Here is a 19,566-nt window from a genome sequence, read left to right as displayed (position 1 = left end):
TCTATACATGAAACAAATCAAAATATTCCCATTTCGTTTTATGAACATTTTGTGTCTTTTTGATAGTGTTATTTGTTGAATTTTGTTAATCTTATAATAGGCAAGTATGACAAGTTGATTCTATGATGGACAGGGGTTTTGAAAATGAAAAAAGTAATAATTATTGGTGGCGGCTATGGTGGAATGAATGCCTTACACCAATTAATCAATAATGGTATACCTGAAGATGTACATATTACATTAATCGATAAAAATCCATACCACTCATTAAAAACAGAATTTTATGCAATCGCCGCAGGAACGAAAGGTGATAAAGAAGTACGCATCACCTTTCCTACTCATGACCAAGTATCCTATAAATTTGGTGAAATAGTGGAAATTGACTCAGAAAATGAATTAATCCGTTTGAAAGACAATGAAGAACCTATTGAATATGATTACTTACTGATCGGCCTTGGCTGTGAGGATAATTATCATGGTATTCAAGGTGCAAAAGAATATACAGATAGTGTTCAAACCATCGAGAAAGCACGTAGAACAGGGATTAAAGTAAATAACTTACCAGCTTTTAGTCAAATATCTGTTGTTGGTGCTGGACTAAGTGGGATTGAAGTTGCTTCTGAAATTAGAGAAAGTCGACCTGATTTGAACATCCGTCTTATTGACCGTGGATCGTCTGTTCTTTCTGCATTCGACGAGAAGATTCAAACCTATGTAGAAGACTGGTTCCAAAAAAATAACGTTACGATATTACATCATAGTAATGTAGAGTTAGTAGCAGAAGGAATCTTTTATAATAACGGCGAAGGAATCGATAGTGACGTCATCATCTGGACTGCTGGTGTACGTCCACATTATTTAGTTCGTACGCTTCCTTTTGAAAAAGATCGCCAAGACAAAATTATTGTAAATGACTTTTATCAAGTCCCAACAAATCCTAACGTATATGTCGTAGGAGATTGTGTTTCCTCCGAACATTCACCAAGTGCACAACTTGCAGGGATTCAAGGAGAAGATATTGGTAATATTCTATCTGATGTATTGGCAGGCAATGAACCACGCAAGCCTAAAGCAATTAAGCTGAAAGGACAACTTGGTTCACTTGGAAAATCAGATGGCTTCGGTAACATGTATAGTCGAGCATTAACTGGATTCTTACCACGCTTAGCTAAATCAGGTGTACTTTGGTTAAATAAACGACATTAAAATAGCAGATAAAAACCAGCGCTCCTTTCGCTGGTTTCTTTTGTTTTATCGATAGAAAAACACCGAAAATTGAGATTTTAATCAATAGAGGTTTTACACTTTCACTGGTTGTTAGTAAAACTCATCAGAACGTTTAAAATCATGATTAACTCTTCGAAAATTCGCATTTTTTGTAGAAAAGTATGAGGTATTAGTGTAAAATGATAGGTATATTGTAGCAATGGTTTGTAAGAAAAGTTGCGATTTCATCGTCGAGGAGGCTGGCTAAATGTCTATTGCAAAAGTGAACGACTTAATTGATAATGAAAAATTTGAACATCACTTCCAAGCGCTTTATGACTTGCATACATTAACGCCAATTGGATACGAAGCATTACTTCGAAGTACGGTATTTAGCAATCCCGAAATACTCTTTGAAAAAGCTAGTCATACCGATCGCTTCTTTGAGTTGGAAATGCGTTCGATAAAAAAGGCATTATTTTACTACAACACTATCGTTAAAGACACATGTAGCAACAAAAAAATCCTAATTAATGTATTCCCTTCCAACCTTGCTAATCCTAATTTTCTGCAACAAATAAATGACTTAATGATGAAAACTCACCTCTCTTCAAGTCAAATTATCATCGAAATAAACGAGTCCGAAATAAATCAACGCATAGATGTTTTTGGCTTAACTGTATCCAAATTGCAATCTGCTGGATATTTAATTGCCATAGACGACGTCGGCAAAGGGGTTTCCTCTCTTCAAGCTATCGTTGAGCTTGAACCAGATTATGTAAAAATGGATCGTTACTTTGCCAAGCATTTAGCGAAATCAACCCGAAAACAAGAAATGGTCAGCTCCATCGCAACTTATTGTCTCAATACAGGGACTAAATTTGTGCTAGAAGGAATTGAAATACCAGAAGACTTGGAAGTGGCAAAATCAATAGGTGTGTCGATTGTTCAAGGCTTTTTGTTAGCAAAACCACAGCCTCTTGAAACGATTCGAAAGTTTGAGATGGGTGATAGTGATTTTGTTGTGTAAATAAGAGATTGGTTTCTTTCACATCGGAATACCTGTTCAAAAATATGTTCATAATACACTAGAGAAAAAAGTTGCTTTTTTGCTAGTAGAATTCGTTTCTTCACAAAAAGCAAGTTATATTAAACTATAATCAAAGTAGCTAGGTGGAATCGAATATGTTCTTTTTTAGTGTCTAATTGTTTCTTTGGTAGTATTTATCTTACATACTTCTTTATTTAACACGAACCATAAAATAATCGTATCTTTGGTGAGTTCACTAGTTGTCAGTGTGTTGGTACAAGTTCTAGAGCAATTTTATTTGAGCAGCATCATGAGCGCTGCTCTCATTTTTTATTTTATAATAACTAATATCAAGGCATTTAAAAATGAACAGCTCAGGCTAATTGTTGCTGTATTATTTAGTACAACCATCGTGACACTTGTGCTTACTTTTACATACTTTAATCAAATTGCTAATCTGTCTAATTCTAATGAAGTGTTAAGAGTAATGTTTATCTATTATCCGCTGTTGATCATATTTATCGCTTGTTAAACATACATGCTTCTTTGCCTTTTTAATTTCAAAAATTTCAAGAAGCTAACCCACTTCTATATATCGTGAATAAAATTCGCGGGTTTAGGCGAATGATTCAACTATTATGGATAGCTTCCAGAAAAGGTTTAAATCATTTGATTCAACAAGATCACGCAAAACTTCCGTATGTAATAGCTAAGATTCTAGATAACATGGGGGGAGTTTTTGTTAAATTTGCGCAAGTATTATCTACAAAAAAAGATATTTTACCTAGCAATTACATTCATGCATTTTCCAAATTACATGATCAAGTACAACCTCTCCACAAACATGAACTAAAAAAATAATTGATAATAAAATTGGTAATATTGATGATATCTATGAATCATTTGATATGCAACCAATCGTAGCAGCTTCTATAGGACAAGTTCATCTAGCAACACTTAAGTTAACTGGAGAGAAAGTGGTAGTTAAAATTTTGAGACCTAATGTAAAACAAAAAATGACAGTGGATTTAGACTTATTAATTCAATTTGTATCATGGCTTTCAGAAATGATTGGTATTTTTCATGCTGACCCACACCCTGGGAATATCATGTTAACAATCGATGGAGAAGTTGCACTTATTGATTTTGGATCAGTAGGTTATTTATCAGATGATGAACGAGATAGGATGTTACGCTTCCTAGTTATTTATAGCAATAATGATACGAAGTAGATGACACAGGGGTTAATGAGAATATGTGAAAGTACCGATGATTTACTCAGTGAAGATCTTGTAGAACGACGTCTCAGTAGACTTTTATCAGAAGCATCTTTCTCACATGACCCAACCAGTATCACGATGAAGAGACTAATATCGATGATAACAGAGATGGGACTATCTTTAAAACCGACTGTTGCAGGATCTTTTCGATCCATTGTTACTTTAGATGGAACCTTGTCATCTGTAGATGAAAAATACTCGTTAACAACAACGAGTGAATCATACGCAAGTCATATTGATAAAGGACAATTAGCTGAGAAACGTCTAAATAAAGTCAAGGGACGGTTAGAGGACTATCTCCCTCAATTATTAGAGTTGCCTATTCTTAAGGACGATAAAATCACTATAGTTCATGAAAAAAACCATAACTTAAGTGAGTGGATAGGAATTTTAACAGTCAGTATTTTTACTGTGATATGTATGGTTGTCATGCTTACGAGTTTTGTCATACAAAATGAATTAATACAGTTTTTGCTTGCCCCTTTATTGATATCAGGATTTGGAACAGGTATGATAACACTCATCATGGCAATGATTAGGCATCTGAAACCAACATGATATGCTTACACTTACTAAGGATTAAAAGGATATTTCGAAATAAACAAATCTACATACTAACAAATAAAACAGGAGAAACGACCATGCAACATTAGGTTGTATGGATCGATTCTCCTGTTAAGTAACTATTAGAATTCTAGAATGAACTGCTCTGCTTTAAAACAACTAATTTGATTGAAGATATGTCGTTGAGACTCTCTCGTAGACACAACTTTCTCTTTTCTCTGTGTTATGTCCGTGAGACGCTCTCTCATAGACATAACTTTCTCTTTTCTCTGTGTTATGTCCGTGAGAGCCTCTCTGATAGACATAACTTTCTCTTTTTTCTGTGTTATGTCCGTGAGAGCCTCTTCACAGACATAACTTTTCTTTTTCTCCGAGTTTTGTCCATGAGAACCTCTCTCATAGACATAACTTTTCCTTTTCACTGAGTTTTGTCCGTGAGACACGCCTTCTCGAACATTCACCTATAGTTTAAATTGGCGGATTAAACTGTTAAGTTCTTCTGATAGTTTGGCAAGTCGGTTAGAACTATTTGCCACTTCTTCAACAGAACTACTTGCTTGTTGGGCCGAGGCAGCTGTTTGTTCTACACCTGCTGCTGATTCTTCTGAAATAGAAGCAATTTCTTCAATAGAGGCATTCATTTCTTGACTATTCGATGACATAGTAGCTAGTCGTTCAATTACTAATTTGATATTTTCTGTCATTTGTTCAACCGATTGATTGATCGTTGTGAATGAAGTCATCGTTTCTGCTGCTTGTTCGTTCCCTTCTTCAACAGCTTGATATCCACTTTCGAGCGATGTTACGACATCAGTTGTTTCACTTTGGATATTATCGACAATTGTCGTAATGTCCCCGATTGACTCACCCACTTGTTCAGCCAGCTTACGAACTTCATCTGCTACGACAGCAAAACCTTGGCCATGCTCACCAGCACGAGCCGCTTCAATCGCTGCATTTAGCGCTAAAAGGTTTGTTTGTTCTGCTATATCTTTTATGACGTAGACTATTTTTGTTATCTCTCGCGAATGATGATCAAGCACTTTTACTCTTTCAACAGATGATTGAACAAGTTCCGTAATACTTGACATTTGTTCAAGAGATGCCTCCATTACTTGCTTACCTTCTCTTGTAATATCTAGCATTTCTGTTGAAGAAGCATAGATTTGTTCTCCATTTTCATTCGCTTCCTGCATTTGTCCTGCAAAGGAATCCATCACTTCGGAAATATCACTAGCATTATTAGCTTGTGCTTCAGAACCAGAAGCAAGTTCTTGCATCGTTGTTGCGATTTGTTGTGTGCCTGTTTTTACTTCATTAGCTGATTGGCTTAGTTCCTCACTTTGACCAGTTAAGTTTTCTGATGTTTGTGAAACATGTTGAATAATATTCCGCAAATTATTTTGCATATCTTGTACACCTGAGGTTAACTGACCAATCTCGTCCTCTGACTCCACTGTTAATGAGTCTGTTAGATCTCCTTCACTTATTTTCTTCACACTAGAAGTTAACGAGTTTAATGGTTTGGTGATAGAGCGTGTAATCATAATGACAACGAATAAGCCGATGATTACTGCTACAACAATCACAATAGTCGTAATGAGCATAATCCCTTGGGCAGCATCTTTTAGTTCACTCGTATACATCGTTCCTGCTATTTTCCATCCTGTTAATTCATTTGTCGCAAACACCATTTCTTTTGCATCACCATCAAGTGAATAAGTGAATTTTCCATTATCCTGATCAAAAAGCTTCTCTGTCCAATCTCCTTCAGGCTGCGTACCGTGTTCTTCATGTGGATGAACGAGATACGTATTGTCTTGGTCAAGAATAAAGGCATATCCTTCTTCACCTATGTGTACTTCATTCGTTATCTCAGCTAAGTTAGTCAGGTTGATATCCATTCCCATTACACCTGAACCATCATTCATTACTTGCGCAACCGTTATAACCATTTCATCCGTAGCTTTATCTAAATAAGGCTCTGTAATAATCACTTCCTCTTGATCAGCCATTGCTTCTTCATACCACAATTGTTCTCTTGGATCAAAATCATCAGGTAATGAATGTGATGGTTCAATCATTGTTTCACCTGTATCCGCTCCAATATAGATGTTCATTACCTCTGGATGAAATTGTATATATTGATGCAACATCTTATTTAATTGTTGTTTATCTGCATACATTTCGCGATCAATTTCGTCGGTCAAGTGGTTTAAATCGGTCGATTTTGTTTCAAATGTTTCATTCACTTCTTCGTTTACTTGTACAATACCATTTAAAGCTGTATCAATAATATAATCACCTAATACTGTTTGAGCTTTTTGATATGAGCTAATTCCAATTACAATGCTTGGCACTAACAAAATAAGTAGGAATGTAACATATAGTTTTGTTTTTAAACTCCAATTCTTAATAGAAAAAAACTTGTTTTGCTTCTTCATTATGTATCTCCTTCTCTGTCTTCAAAATGATTCTTTTCACTTATTCAATAGCGTTCAAAATCAGTAGTAATAAATACCTAAAAAAGAAAGTCAGATAGGTATATTATCACGCGATATTTACAAGGTCAATTATTTTGAATGATGAAGTAAGGTATATAATAGTTAAAAACCCTCTCATTAACGAGGGGGCTTTAAAAAAATAATCATCTATTCATTCACATCATTTGTTAACACTTCAATGTGTCTTTTTAACGAATTAGTTATTTGATTTAGTTCTTCCGTCGTACTAGAAAAGGTTTCTGCATCCATTTCTTGTGTATCTACTGCTTGAGCTAATTCCGAAAGTTGTTCAGAGGTTTTTTGAATATTATTCAAGGTATCCTTAATTACCTCGTTAATTTTTTGTGAGCCTTCTGCAGAACCTGATGCCATTTTTCGAATTTCATCTGCTACAACAGAAAATGTTCTACCATGCTCTCCAGCTCGCGCTGCTTCAATTGAAGCATTTAATCCAAGTAAATTCGATTGCTCCGCAATATTATTGATAATTTGTGTCACTTCATGAATTTCACTAGAGTTTTTCTCCACATTGTCCGCATATGTAGCGATCTCTCTTGTCGTTGCCGAAAGTTGCTCTGTTTGTGCCAGCATGGTATGTGCTTTGTCTTGTACAACATCCGAAATACTTTCAAGGTTATTAATAATATCCAGGAATTCATATTCTTGATCGAGACTAATTCCAATCCCGATACAACCAACAAGTTCTCCTTCATCAAAAATCGGAATGCCCACCCCTTTAAACGGAGCACCGTATTCTGGAGGTGTCTTAATCACTGTTCGTTCTCGATTTTTGATCACTTGACCAAATAAATCATGCTCATAGAAAGGGTCCCCTACTTTTACTTGTGCATCTAGCGTAGTTCCAGGTGCATAATACAAATATTGCTCCATATCAACAATTCCAATTAAGATATTTTCCTTTTGCAATAATTCACTAATGATCGGTCCCATTTCTACAACTTTACGCAATTTTTCAGATTGAATTTGTTCTAAAATATAATTGGTCATCTTATTCCCTCCATTTATAAATTTTCAGCATTAATTGTTCGTTGTTTATAAAAATCGACTAGTGTATTCACTTCAAATGCATAGCCAGCTCTCACTAAAACAGATTCATGATTATATGGACCTACAAGTTGTAAGCCTGCTGGTAAACCTGCTTCTGTTAGTCCCATAGGAATCGATAATGCAGGGTGTCCGGTTAAACTAAATAAACGTGTATATCTTGTCATACACGAGAAGATATCTTCCTCAAGTCCATTTGTTTTCACCATTTCAGCACCAATTCGTTGCGGACTTACAGGCAATGTTGGGGTTGCGATGACATCAACATTTACAAATAATTCATCGACTTGGCTTTTGAATTGTTCCTGCTTATTTAATGCATGTATGTAATCCATCGCTGTGTATTGTTCATGGCTTACCAATAAAGCTCTGACATCTTCTCCAAACTGATCGATCTTATTAGCCAAATTGTCACGGTGAAGATATCCACCTTCTGCAATCGCCAGGACAAACACAAGATTGCTAGCTTCTTCTGCAAATAGTAAATCAATATCTACTAAAATAGCACCAAGTTGTTCATATTCTTTAAGTGCCTTTTTGTATAAATCATACACTTCTGGCTCTATATGTTCATTAAAAAAGTTAGTTGGTACACCAATTCTCAAGCCGCGAATATCTGAACGGCAGTGCTTCTGATATGGTTTATTCGTTAAAGCTTCTAGCATCATTGCCATATCAGTCATATTCAATGTCATTGGCCCTACATGATCTAATGACCAGGAAATTCCTTGAATCCCTTTGGTACTCAGCCTATCTTTAGTAAGTTTCATACCAACAACACCTGTTGCAGCAGCTGGAATTCGAATAGAGCCACCTGTATCTGTACCAACTGAAGCAACTCCTAAGTGAGCCGCTACTGCAGCAGCCGAACCTCCACTCGATCCACCCGGAATATAATCAACATTCCAAGGGTTTCTCACCGCTCCATAAAACGGATTGGTTGAAGTAATCCCAAAAGCATATTCATGTAGATTATTTTTTCCTAGATTTATAGCTCCTGCATGATCAAGTTGACGAACCACGTCTGCATCTGAATGTGGTACATATTGTTGATTAATCTGAGAACCACTCGTCGTGACAATTCCATTCGTATTAATAAGGTCTTTATAGGAAATAGGAATTCCTTGTAATGGTAGGGACTGATAGCCTTTCATCCACTCAGTTGTAGTCGTCTTAGCTTGGTTTAATGCATGCTCTGATGAAACGGTAATAAATGCATTTATCTTCTTATTCACTCGTTCAATTCTGTCGAGATACATTTCTGTGATCTCAATAGGCGAAAATTCTTTTTGCTTATATCCTTGTAAAATTTCCGCTAATGTTAACACCTGCTTCACTTTCATTCCTCCCCCTCCCTTATTCTATCGGACTATTTCATCATATTTTAAGCCTGAACAGAATAAGAAAGAGAAATTTGGCTGTTCTTCACCAATAGATAGATCATTCAAAATAACTATTTCTCGAATTGAAATGGTTATATATGGATTTTCCAAATGTTCCTCATACTCATTTTTGCTTCACTGTTACTTCTTTTTCACGCTGTTCCATCGCTTCACCGCAAATGGGACATTGTTTTTGTTCTTGAATGGTATCTTCGTGTGAAGTAATCCGTATCCAAGCATTACAGGTAACACTAGTACAGTCCCATGCTAATACCTTTGCGGTTTGTTTAGGTACAGTAGCAGCTGATTTTTTAGATGGATTTTTGTTAATTGAAACCCTCTTTGTCGCACGAGACTTTTCCGATGTTTGTTCTTCAGGAATGGAGAACGCTTCTTTCATAAATCTCGAAGCTCCTACCTTACCACCTCGATATTGGGCAGGTGAACTAACATATAATTCTTCTTCCGCTCTTGTGATAGCGACATATGCAAGACGACGCTCACCTTCTATCTCCTGACCATTCTCAACAGAACTATGTGGTAGAATATCTTCAGAAGCACCAACCAAATAAACAACCGGAAACTCCAGTCCTTTTGACTTATGAATCGTCATTAGTTTAACTGCATCTACTTTAAGATCTTTGCGCATTTCTTCCATCTGCTGATTCTTTGTAATAATTTCCGTTACAAAAGCTAAAAAATTATGGATAGTATCAAAGCGTTTAGCTGCTGATTCTATTTCGAAAAGCGTTTCTTTTAACATTTCTTTATGTACCGTAACGTTTTTCTCTTGAAGGGCATCTAAATATTTGTCATATACTTTTCGAATTGCTTGTACAGCTTTTATCGGCTTCATATCTTTCAAATTTTGTATCAGTTTGATTCGATGAAGGATTTGATTTTTTTGAAATTCTTTTAAATTTGGATAATCAATAGCATGCATTAGTAATGTTTCTTTTGGATCGAACCGTTCTCTATCTTGAATGAATGCAGTCAATTTCTCTCGATTCAAATAAAGAGAAGGCAATACCCCTTTAACTGCCTCGATATCTTGCCCGTCCATCGCTAATCTTAAGTGGTCAATCACAGGCTTTACCACCGATTGTTCATAAAAACTATTCGAATCCCCGTAAATAACAAAAGGGATATCCTTTAATACTAATTGGTCAAAAATTGCTCTGTTATAACTATTAGTGCGATAAAGGATCGCAAAATCTCTAAATGACCGTTTCCCTTGTTTCACATCATGCAACATCTTCTCGATAATCATTTCCGCTTCTTGATCTGACGAATCTAGCCGGAGAAAAGATGGTTCATCTTCTCTTTCTTTCGTTGCTTTCAACTTTTTTTGGTAACGTTTTTCATTAAACGCTATTACCTTATTTGCTAACCCTACAATGCTTGTTGTCGAACGATAATTAATATTTAAATGAAAGGTTTTAGCTTTCGGATAATCTTTCGTAAAGTTTAAAATGATAGAGGAATCGGCACCATTAAATTCATAGATCGTCTGGTCATCGTCTCCCACCACAAATAGATTGTCTTGCAGTTTGGCAATCATTTGAACTAATTCATATTGTATCGGATTGGTATCTTGCCACTCATCACATAATACGTATGCAAACCTTTGTTGAAGCAATCTGAGATAATTCGGATTTTGCCGTAGAAAAAAGTAAGCATCTAATAAGATGTCATCAAAATCCATATAACCATTCGTTTGTTTCATTTGCTCATACTTTTGCAATATTTTTTTGACTTCCTTATCAACCGATGATTTTACCGGAATCTGATGAACTTGCGTCATATTATTTTTGTAATGTGACAAAACCTCCAGTAATGACTCTGGCTCATAGTCATCCATTTGTAATTCCTTCATAATTATTTTCAAGGAAGTATGTTTTTGCCTTTCCGATGATAATATTCTGCGGTTATCTCCTTGACTTCTTAGTATTCTGAGGAAGATAGAATGATAAGTACCACTAGTAATACCACGTACCAATGATTGACTAAGCCCTGGCAAATCCGCGATTCTTTCTTTCATCTCCTCTGCAGCTTTTTTGGTAAATGTGAGTAGTAGAATTTGTTTGGGATTCACCTTATGTACAGAAATCAAATAGCCTGCTCTTGTTGAAAGAACTCGTGTTTTCCCGCTCCCTGCACCAGCCAACACTAAAGAAGAGCCGTTAAAGTGGCGTACAGCATGTAACTGAGGTTCATTTAACTTTATTCCCTTAGCCTCTAGAGCACGAAAATAAGGAGCATCTACTTGTTCGTCAGATACTAATTCCACCGTTGTTTGAGTGTTTGCTAGTTCGGCCTCTTCGATTTCTTTTTTGGTTGTACTAGATGGCGAGTTTTGTGATGCAGGTTGGTTCGTTACAGTTGACTCTCCACGTTCTATCATTGAAGACCACTGCTCTATAATCTTTCGAGCACTGGACTGATTGTATTCTTTTGGATCAGTTTCTTTTATCTTTTCAATTAACGCTACATCTTCTTTCGTCACGTCACCTTTTTTCAAAGCTAATGTATGGATCGCTTTTAACGTATATTGACGTACTTGTGACTGCTCAGATGATAAGTTTTGTAAAAGGAACGGAAGAGCTTCTTTACATTCATCTGATAACTGTTTGGCAAGTTTTGCAATAGCTGATGCTGCTAATCTTTTTTCGTTATCCTCCCCTTTTTCTAAATAAGCTAATAGAAAAGGAATTGCTTCTTGTTGATTCGTTTCTCCTAATTCATATGGAGTTAATGTAGAAAAATCAGTCATATTCTAGATAACCCTCCTGAGGCTAATTTACGTTGTCGCATACCGACTATTTTAACATGATTTGTGGTTTGGAGGATAATTAGTGGAGGTTACGAATGTTTGGCACGAAAAAACAAGCAGGGATATCTTTAGTAAAGGGGGCATTTTATAAGTTTTTTCACAAATTAATTGATCCAGAGCATAAATACTGGATCAATAATCACCCGATTGATTCTAACTCTCTTCTGTCTCTAACTGCTCCACATACTTCCTATACTCATCAACTAACTTCTGAAGCACCAATGGATCCTTTTCATATAGTTTCTGTTCAAGGGCTTCATCTACTTTTTTTCGATAAAAAGCAATCTTTGTTTTCGCTACAATTGTCTCCACGTCTTTCTGATAAATTCCAGGTCTATCCACTGGTTCAAGCATTGTATCTGTATACGTGTGAAGCACATCAATATCCAATTGGTATCCAACTGTTGTGAAGGCAGCTATTTGACAAATTTCCCCGCAATTGGTGCTCATTCTTAGTGTAAAAACATCTTTACCATTCGTCACACTATCATAATATGTTTCTCCCGCTTGTAAATCGATCTTTATTCTAACCGTATCCCCAATACTAAACCTTCTTAGTTTTCCCCTCATATGCTCATCTCCTTGTATGGAATTGATAGCTCATCGTAAGTGTTCTAAGATTTGCAATGTCCGCAAAAAGGGATTCCCTAAATCATTCGTATTATTAGCAGCAATTTCTTTCATTTCATTAGCGAGCAGTATAATCTTTATTAATAACCGTTTCTAACATATCTATCTTCTTTAATTCATTCGTTGTATACCCTATCTGGACATAAGGAGACCAAAACATGTATACCTTATTAGAAAAATTGGATAGAATTATATTTGCATATTCTTTTTGCACTTCATGTTTTTTCTTAATCTTCTGGACTGTTTCCAAATTATTACCGTACTGTAAACCTCTAATATGCGTCGTAACTTCACATAAATAGGCTGTATTCGTTTTGAAATTTAGTCCAACTACATCCAATTCGCCTAATCCTTTCAAACCTCCACAGGGTAAAAAGAACAATTTCTTGTTTTATTTATATACCCTTGAATGAAGGTTTTAACCATACTCTCCACATTAACTAGCTTACAAACTTCATCTTGCTGTCATGTAAATAATTTTGATGAATAGTTATACTGATTTACGTTGTCGTATAGCTTAAGAATAGTGATTTACACTCTAACATACGAACAATTTAATCAAAAGTTTACATTTAACAATGCCTCATTACGTTATAATTATAAGTAAAATTGGATGATATGAACTATCCTCCATACTTGAGGTGGTGTTTATTATGTTCGCAGGTCACTTTGGCGTTGCCGCTGCAGTAAAAAGTAAAGCACCAAAATTACCACTATGGTCTCTACTAGTCAGTACCCAATTACTTGATATCTTCTATATTCTATTTGATTTAGCCGGACTGGAATATATGGAACCTATCGGTGAGGGTGGTTATGCTAGTATGATGATTTATGCATTCTACACCCATTCTTTAGTCGGGGCACTAATACTTTCGCTTCTTTTTGGATTTATTAGTTTTAAATTATGGGATAAAAAATCAGGAGTGATTATCGGTGCTGTTATATTTAGCCACTGGGTGTTAGACTTGATTGTTCACAGACCAGATATAGCTATTCTGCCAGGCAATGTAGGTGATTTTCCGCTTCTTGGCTTGGGACTATGGCAGTCTGTACCTGCAAGTATTCTAGTCGAATTCCTGCTTATTACTATTGGTTCCATCCTGTATTTCCAATACGCAATCAAATCTTCTGGACCTAAGCACAAAGTGAAAGGAATTGTGGCTGGCTGTGTGATGACAGTATTTCTTTTTCTTTCTTTAGGCATTGATGTTTTTTTATAGTGTAGTTGGTACAATCAGTGATCAGGTATAAAAACATACTATTAAAAACCGTAGGCATTGCACACGCTACGGTTATAATAGTTCGGTCCACTAAAGAGAAACGGTCACTTTCAGAAGATAAGCTCTCCAAGCAACAAACCTTCTCACTCTTCTCATAAATAAAGCAAGCTAGTGTTCCTTTATACTTAAGCTAAAACATGAAAATGTTCTTGCTTAACCTGCCATTGTAAAGGAACACCGTTTATATATCTCTTAAACTCCTCTAGCATATAATAACCTAATCTTCCACATTCTTTCCCTTCACTTCCTGCTAAGTGTGGTGTTAATACGACATTTTCTAAATGGTACAGCGGAGATTGTTGATTTGGTGGTTCTGGAAACGTAACATCTAAGACAGCCGTTATATCTGATCTATCTTGCAAAACCTCAATCATTTCAACTTCTCTCACGATAGCCCCTCGAGATGTATTAATAAAACTAGCGTTTGGAAGCATTTGAACAAAATGCTCTTTCCCTATCATTCCCTTTGTCTCATTCAATAACGGAGTATGTAAAGAAACTACCTCTGATTTGCTAAAAACCTCTTCTAAACTACAAAGCTCCACACCTAACTTTTTTGCCTCGTCTTCTTTTACATATGGGTCATATCCCAAAACTTTAATATCAAAAGGCTTCAGTAGCTCACACACCATTCTACCTACAGTACTAAGTGAAATGATGCCAACCGTACTTCCGAATGCACCTGGGATTATAAAAGGTTTTTGTGGAAACTGTTTAGTCCTTCTTATGTTTCTAGTAAATGCCCAACCATTCTTTAAACAGAATAAGATCTGTGATAACACAAATTCCGCAACCGGGATAGCATTTGCTTTCACTGCATTAGTAATTAACAATTCACGTTCCCAAGCAGCGTCTGTTACGATATTTTTGAGCGATCCGGCAGCATAAAAAAAAGCTTTTAGATTTGGTGCTGCATCAAGTAATCGCTGATCAAGCTTAGGGCCACCCCAACCAGAAAAAATCACTTCTACTTCCTTTAAGACGGACAGATCTTGTCGAAGCTGTTCTGTGTTCATCGGTAACCGATCGATATCTGATAACTTCGCCATTTCATTCCGTACTTTTTCTGGGTATACCCATTCAAATGCATCTTGGTTCATAACATATAACCCTTTTACCATCGTTGTCACCCCTTCTTAGACTGAAATAATGTAGTGCTGACTATCACTAATTGATAAGAAGGAGGATAAATATACCCTCCTTCCTATGGATACTTCAATGATTCTATCTATTCTCTAACCATTCCGTACTTTCTTTTTGAGCCTTTTCCAACGCTTCTTCAGCACTTCGTTTACCGGTTAAAGCAGATTCAACCTCTGAAGTTAGGATAAATCTTGGTTGCCCTGCTGCCCAATGATATCTTGGTATATATGGTGTTGCCATCGCTTCAAAGACAGGGCCTAACAATTCTTCATGTTCCTTTACACTTTCCCATTCAAGTGCCGATTTAACAGATGGAAATGCACCAGTTTCATAGAAATATTCCTGAGCAAAATCACTAGTAGCAAATTTTAACCATTCCCATGCTAAATCTTTGTTTTCACTATCTTTGGCAATGGTTAATGGACTACCAGCAAATAAACCACCCATTCCCTCTTCATTCTTAAATTCTTGTGCAATAGCAATGCGATCTTCTAATCCTTGAGCTTGGGTTTGTTCTACTAATTCTCCAGGCCCCGTGCTTAACATAATGGCAATATTGTTATCTTGCGTCATCCATTTCTCATTACCTTGGTTACTTACAATACCTTCCGGTGCTAATTCTTGCATATCAAGCAACCAATTTAGTGCTTCAAGCATTTCAGGAGAATCAAATTCAAACTCAACTTCATCCCATGCGAAACCTGTTCCCCATCTTCCATCTATTCCTTCCGCCGCATTAATTAATGTAAAGGCAGAAGACCAATCTCCACGGAACCAAACACCATAATTTTGTTCACCTGTTACTGGATTCGTACCAGTCATTTGTGCAGCTTTATCATGAATTTCTTCCATGGTTGGATTGTCAGAAAGATATTCTACTCCCCAATCATCAAATAATTTCTTATCATACGTAATAAAGCGCGCATCACCGAAGAACGGTAAACCAAAAATCTCTAGTTCACTACTATCAGGTCCTAAAGCTTTCCAACCTTCTACTTGTTGATCAATAAAAATATCTGTACTAAATTCATCATCTTCATCAATATATGGTTGAAGCGGTTCTAATATACCTTGTGCTGCAAAATCAGCAATACCAGGCATTTGATAAACATCCGCATCACCTGAAGTTAACATCGACTGTGTTTTTTCTGTGTAACCTTCCCAAGGCATTAGAATAAATTCAACCGTTGCACCAGGGTGTTGCTTTTCAAACTCTTCTTTCAAGTTCGTCAATCCCGGAGTCGTTTCCCCTGTAATCGGATCTGTTGAATCTTCCATTGAAAAGTCACCTATTAACTGAACCTTAACTTTTTGCCCATCCCAATCACCACCTGCTGTTTCTCCGTTATCACTAGCTCCAGAGTTCTCATCTGACCCAGAGCTACAACCTGCAAGAACGGAAATAAACAAAAACAGAAGCACCAGCGTCAACAATGAATCTTTTTTTAATAATCTTTTAACCATTGTCCTACCTCCTGATATATGCATTTTTAATTAATACTTGCTTATTCACCCTTCACTCCACTCAAGGCAATACTTTGGATAATGTATCTTTGTAAAAACAAATATAAAACAATAATAGGCAGTACACTTACGGTTGCTAAAGCCATTGTAAGTCCTCCTAAACTAGTACCATTCTCTAAGGAGAAACTAGCTAAATAAAGTGGGACCGTGTGTAAATCTTGACTATTCAATACAACTAGTGGCCAGAGAAAGTCATTCCAACTCCAAATAAATGCTAAAATCACCATCGTCGCAGCAATGGGCCCCGCAAGTGGAAAGTAGACTCTGAAGAAAATCTTAAATTCCCCTGCTCCATCAATTTGTGCCGCTTCCCTCAATGTATCTGGTAATTGATCAAAAAACTGTTTACAGAGAAAAATCAACATTCCATTAATAATTGGTGGTAATACTAGTGGCCAAAACGTATTTAATAAATCTACAGAATTAAACAGTTTATATAATGGAATCAATCGAGGTTCCATCGGTATCATTAATGTACAAAGTACAAGAACAAAAAGGACTTTCTTGCCTTTGAATCTCCCTTTTGAAAATGCATATCCAGCCAAAAGGGAAGACGATACACCTATTAAAACGGACGTAATCGTAACAATAGCTGAATTAATATAGGATTGTATTAATCGTCCATTTTCCATCACGATTCCGAAGTTAAAACTTGATATTTCTTCAGGAATTAAACGTGGAGGAAATGGCATCGCTATATTAGCGGTACGGTCAAATCCTACACTAACCATCCAAATGAACGGCGCCATTAGGATTATTCCAAAGACTAAGAGAACGGTAAATTTAACATACATTGTTATTTTTTCAGCTTTTTTGTGGGTCATCGTTTTAAACATATATTCCCCTCTTTTCTGTTAAAGCTTCATCTTCGAAATTTTTAAATTAAGAAATGTAAATACAAGAATAATCATAAACATAATGTACGTAGCAGCGGAAGCAACACCAAACTCAAAGCCAGTAAAGCCACGCTCATAAATAAAGGCTCCCATTGTTTGAATCGATCTGGCAGGACTTCCGTTTGGTCCTCCTAAAACATACACCTCGTTAAATCGCTGTAATGCTCCAATCCATCCAGTGATTAACAAAAAGGCAAATGTGCCAGCCATGTTAGGAATGGTAATAAAGAACCACTGCTGAATACCACTTGCTCCATCAATTTTTGCAGCCTCATACATTTCAGGAGAGATTGCTTGCAAATTCGCAAGACAAATAATAATAACAAACCCGATCCAATGCCAAACTGCTAGCAATATTACTGCCCATTTAGATGTTGAAGGATCTGATAACCATTTCGGTGCTGGTAACCCTACGGATTCTAGAACATAGTTTACTATCCCCATTTCAGGATGCAGTACAAATGCGAATATCATTGCTGCTGCAACAATTGACGTTACATTTGGCAAGAAATAAATAACCTTGAAAAAGTTTTTACCTCTCGCAGTTGAATTTATTAAGGATGCAAAGATAAAACCTAACGGGATTGTAATTATTATTTGAAATATCCCAATATAAAAGGTGTTCCAAACAGAGTTCCAAAACGGACCTGATGTCAAAACCGTTTGAAAGTTTTTGAGACCAATGAAAGTTTCTATTGTCCCATTTGATTGATAAAAACTTAGTCTTAAAGATTCGAAGATAGGATATACCATAAAAAGTAATATACCTAGGAAACTTGGGATTAGAAAAACATACCAAGTCAGTTGTGATGTTCTCTTTTTGGAGTTAACCGCTTTAACTTTTACCGTAGCTTCTCCATTCGCACTTATGTCGACATTATGCTTAGCCATATATTTCTCCTTTCTTAAAAAGATGAACACTACCCCTTCAAAATGATAGCGTTATCATTTTAACTTTTGTTTTACAGACTTATTTTCTAACTGTATCTTCTATAAACTCCTCTTACACAAAAAAGCTAGCTAAATATCAGTGTAAAGCACCATCCATTGACACCGGCTGCCCTGCCCATACTTTTTTCGTTGTCCAATCTTCTTCTCCTTGCCAAAAAGGATCCTCCGCTGACAATCCTAACGGTAGAAAAACAGTCGCACACAAATATAAACTTCCCGTAGAAATATAAAATTCTCCTATATCCGGTTGATGACCACATAAACCAATTTGGAGCCATCCTTCATCATCAAAAGTACCAGGCATTTCTATCATTCTTTTCATAACTACTGTTAATGCGCATCGTACCTGCGCTGGTTTGAGGCTATCGCCTAACCTATGCTGCAAAGCCATTTGCGCTAAATGCTGAAATGCTCCAAAACGATATGCTAGCGAACGACCTACAACAGGAAATGTACCCTCTGGTGAAATACTACGCTCTAAAATGACCGCATACCTTGTTGCTCTTTCATCGATTTTGTACTTCTGTTCAAGCCAATCAGGAGAAAGATGAGCTAGATGATTTACAATGTCGACCAACATCGGTTGAATCACATAACTGTTATAATAATCCGCATGATACGCTGGACCATCTCCATATATTCCATCACCTACATACCACTGTTCATGCTGCTTCAATGCATAATCGATCCGCATTCGATCCCAATCCTCATCAAGCAAATATAAGGCCGTTTCAATCATCGCAGCGAACAACAACCAATTGTTGAAATGCGGCTTGCGACTACGTGTTTGTTTTAAAGCTTCTACAATGTTACGCTTTACATTCGGCTCTAGTTTCTGCACCAGTTCATTAGGTGCACGTACTAACGCATGAGCAAGGAAAGCCGTATCAACAATAGGTTGATGACCATCTGAAAAATTCATATAGTCTGGTGATAGCGAATCCGTTGCATTTTTTATTCCATCTCTTATTAATTCTGCATACTGCTTTCTTAACGCTCCTTCCTTTCCTTCTTCAGGACCACTTTCAATCCAAGGAGCCATCCCACAAACTAATCTAGCAAACGCTTCCAAATGACTATAATCTTTTCGACCTTCCGTATTAGCCTCTACAGGCATAAGTTGCTTCAATTGTTGATTCGCTAAAGAATTTAGGACTGGATCAGCAATTTGTAACATGGTCTTTAACCAATATTCACGATCACTAGTGTCTACCATACGTCCACCCTCCTCACAAATTTTTTATTTTTCACCTATATTATAACTGGAGAAATCTCCTA

At 36.5% G+C, this 19,566-nt stretch carries 16 protein-coding genes; 5 read left to right on the top strand and 11 right to left on the bottom strand.

What is annotated here, in order from left to right; all coding sequences use genetic code 11:
* Positions 1 to 144: 144 nt before the first annotated feature.
* From SH601_RS01400 to SH601_RS01385, 4 genes are all read left to right on the top strand, one after another.
* On the top strand, positions 145 to 1,206 hold the full coding sequence (locus SH601_RS01400) for an NAD(P)/FAD-dependent oxidoreductase (RefSeq protein ID WP_319956433.1): 1,062 nt from the start codon (positions 145 to 147) through the stop codon (positions 1,204 to 1,206).
* A gap of 268 nt (positions 1,207 to 1,474) precedes the next feature.
* Complete coding sequence (locus SH601_RS01395) at positions 1,475 to 2,236, top strand: EAL domain-containing protein (RefSeq protein ID WP_319956432.1); 762 nt, start codon at positions 1,475 to 1,477, stop codon at positions 2,234 to 2,236.
* 857 nt (positions 2,237 to 3,093) lie between these two features.
* Entirely contained in the window at positions 3,094 to 3,468 is a 375-nt protein-coding gene (locus tag SH601_RS01390) for an AarF/UbiB family protein (protein WP_319956834.1), read from the top strand.
* Positions 3,469 to 3,612: 144 nt separating this feature from the next.
* A complete protein-coding gene (locus tag SH601_RS01385) occupies positions 3,613 to 4,074 on the top strand; it encodes a hypothetical protein (protein WP_319956431.1) in 462 nt (153 codons plus the stop codon).
* Between the two features lie 467 nt (positions 4,075 to 4,541).
* On the opposite strand, the gene SH601_RS01380 is transcribed toward SH601_RS01385, so the two are convergent.
* The 6 genes from SH601_RS01380 to SH601_RS01355 form a co-directional block, all read right to left on the bottom strand.
* Positions 4,542 to 6,524: a methyl-accepting chemotaxis protein gene (locus SH601_RS01380; RefSeq protein ID WP_319956430.1), complete on the bottom strand. Its 1,983-nt coding sequence runs from the start codon at positions 6,522 to 6,524 to the stop codon at positions 4,542 to 4,544.
* Between the two features lie 207 nt (positions 6,525 to 6,731).
* On the bottom strand, positions 6,732 to 7,592 hold the full coding sequence (locus SH601_RS01375; protein ID WP_319956429.1) for a methyl-accepting chemotaxis protein: 861 nt from the start codon (positions 7,590 to 7,592) through the stop codon (positions 6,732 to 6,734).
* 14 nt (positions 7,593 to 7,606) lie between these two features.
* On the bottom strand, positions 7,607 to 8,992 hold the full coding sequence (locus SH601_RS01370) for an amidase (RefSeq protein ID WP_319956428.1): 1,386 nt from the start codon (positions 8,990 to 8,992) through the stop codon (positions 7,607 to 7,609).
* 163 nt (positions 8,993 to 9,155) lie between these two features.
* On the bottom strand, positions 9,156 to 11,804 hold the full coding sequence (locus SH601_RS01365) for a UvrD-helicase domain-containing protein (protein WP_319956427.1): 2,649 nt from the start codon (positions 11,802 to 11,804) through the stop codon (positions 9,156 to 9,158).
* A 213-nt stretch (positions 11,805 to 12,017) separates the two neighbouring features.
* Entirely contained in the window at positions 12,018 to 12,434 is a 417-nt protein-coding gene (locus tag SH601_RS01360; RefSeq protein ID WP_319956426.1) for a hypothetical protein, read from the bottom strand.
* A gap of 118 nt (positions 12,435 to 12,552) precedes the next feature.
* Positions 12,553 to 12,852 carry a hypothetical protein gene (locus SH601_RS01355; protein WP_319956425.1) on the bottom strand — a complete coding sequence of 100 codons (300 nt, stop codon included), beginning with the start codon at positions 12,850 to 12,852 and terminating at the stop codon, positions 12,553 to 12,555.
* A gap of 295 nt (positions 12,853 to 13,147) precedes the next feature.
* Here SH601_RS01355 and SH601_RS01350 point away from each other — a divergent pair, with 295 nt between their 5' ends.
* The gene (locus SH601_RS01350) at positions 13,148 to 13,714 is read left to right on the top strand and encodes a permease (RefSeq protein ID WP_319956424.1); all 567 of its coding nucleotides are present in this window, start codon (positions 13,148 to 13,150) and stop codon (positions 13,712 to 13,714) included.
* Positions 13,715 to 13,899: 185 nt separating this feature from the next.
* On the opposite strand, the gene SH601_RS01345 is transcribed toward SH601_RS01350, so the two are convergent.
* The 5 genes from SH601_RS01345 to SH601_RS01325 form a co-directional block, all read right to left on the bottom strand.
* Positions 13,900 to 14,895 carry a hydroxyacid dehydrogenase gene (locus SH601_RS01345; RefSeq protein ID WP_319956423.1) on the bottom strand — a complete coding sequence of 332 codons (996 nt, stop codon included), beginning with the start codon at positions 14,893 to 14,895 and terminating at the stop codon, positions 13,900 to 13,902.
* 103 nt (positions 14,896 to 14,998) lie between these two features.
* Complete coding sequence (locus SH601_RS01340; RefSeq protein WP_319956422.1) at positions 14,999 to 16,381, bottom strand: extracellular solute-binding protein; 1,383 nt, start codon at positions 16,379 to 16,381, stop codon at positions 14,999 to 15,001.
* 41 nt (positions 16,382 to 16,422) lie between these two features.
* On the bottom strand, positions 16,423 to 17,277 hold the full coding sequence (locus SH601_RS01335) for a carbohydrate ABC transporter permease (protein ID WP_319956421.1): 855 nt from the start codon (positions 17,275 to 17,277) through the stop codon (positions 16,423 to 16,425).
* Between the two features lie 18 nt (positions 17,278 to 17,295).
* The gene (locus tag SH601_RS01330; RefSeq protein ID WP_319956420.1) at positions 17,296 to 18,228 is read right to left on the bottom strand and encodes a carbohydrate ABC transporter permease; all 933 of its coding nucleotides are present in this window, start codon (positions 18,226 to 18,228) and stop codon (positions 17,296 to 17,298) included.
* A 136-nt stretch (positions 18,229 to 18,364) separates the two neighbouring features.
* Positions 18,365 to 19,504, bottom strand: a complete 1,140-nt coding sequence (locus tag SH601_RS01325) for a DUF2264 domain-containing protein (RefSeq protein WP_319956418.1) — start codon at positions 19,502 to 19,504, stop codon at positions 18,365 to 18,367.
* Between the last annotated feature and the right edge of the window lie 62 nt (positions 19,505 to 19,566).

The organism is Gracilibacillus pellucidus (assembly GCF_033949965.1).
GTDB classification, from domain to species: Bacteria; Bacillota; Bacilli; order Bacillales; family Amphibacillaceae; genus Gracilibacillus; species Gracilibacillus pellucidus.
Note: the sequence above shows the minus strand (reverse complement) of the source record. Positions and strands in the feature narration are given on the sequence as shown.

Coding starts and splice junctions, on each gene's coding strand:
- SH601_RS01340 (WP_319956422.1), bottom strand. CDS start 16,381: ATGGTTAAAAGATTATTAAAAAAAGATTCATTGTTGACGCTGGTGCTT.
- SH601_RS01385 (WP_319956431.1), top strand. CDS start 3,613: ATGATAACAGAGATGGGACTATCTTTAAAACCGACTGTTGCAGGATCT.
- SH601_RS01370 (WP_319956428.1), bottom strand. CDS start 8,992: ATGAAAGTGAAGCAGGTGTTAACATTAGCGGAAATTTTACAAGGATAT.
- SH601_RS01365 (WP_319956427.1), bottom strand. CDS start 11,804: ATGACTGATTTTTCTACATTAACTCCATATGAATTAGGAGAAACGAAT.
- SH601_RS01330 (WP_319956420.1), bottom strand. CDS start 18,228: ATGGCTAAGCATAATGTCGACATAAGTGCGAATGGAGAAGCTACGGTA.
- SH601_RS01375 (WP_319956429.1), bottom strand. CDS start 7,592: ATGACCAATTATATTTTAGAACAAATTCAATCTGAAAAATTGCGTAAA.
- SH601_RS01400 (WP_319956433.1), top strand. CDS start 145: ATGAAAAAAGTAATAATTATTGGTGGCGGCTATGGTGGAATGAATGCC.
- SH601_RS01325 (WP_319956418.1), bottom strand. CDS start 19,504: ATGGTAGACACTAGTGATCGTGAATATTGGTTAAAGACCATGTTACAA.
- SH601_RS01335 (WP_319956421.1), bottom strand. CDS start 17,277: ATGTTTAAAACGATGACCCACAAAAAAGCTGAAAAAATAACAATGTAT.
- SH601_RS01380 (WP_319956430.1), bottom strand. CDS start 6,524: ATGAAGAAGCAAAACAAGTTTTTTTCTATTAAGAATTGGAGTTTAAAA.
- SH601_RS01360 (WP_319956426.1), bottom strand. CDS start 12,434: ATGAGGGGAAAACTAAGAAGGTTTAGTATTGGGGATACGGTTAGAATA.
- SH601_RS01345 (WP_319956423.1), bottom strand. CDS start 14,895: ATGGTAAAAGGGTTATATGTTATGAACCAAGATGCATTTGAATGGGTA.
- SH601_RS01395 (WP_319956432.1), top strand. CDS start 1,475: ATGTCTATTGCAAAAGTGAACGACTTAATTGATAATGAAAAATTTGAA.
- SH601_RS01350 (WP_319956424.1), top strand. CDS start 13,148: ATGTTCGCAGGTCACTTTGGCGTTGCCGCTGCAGTAAAAAGTAAAGCA.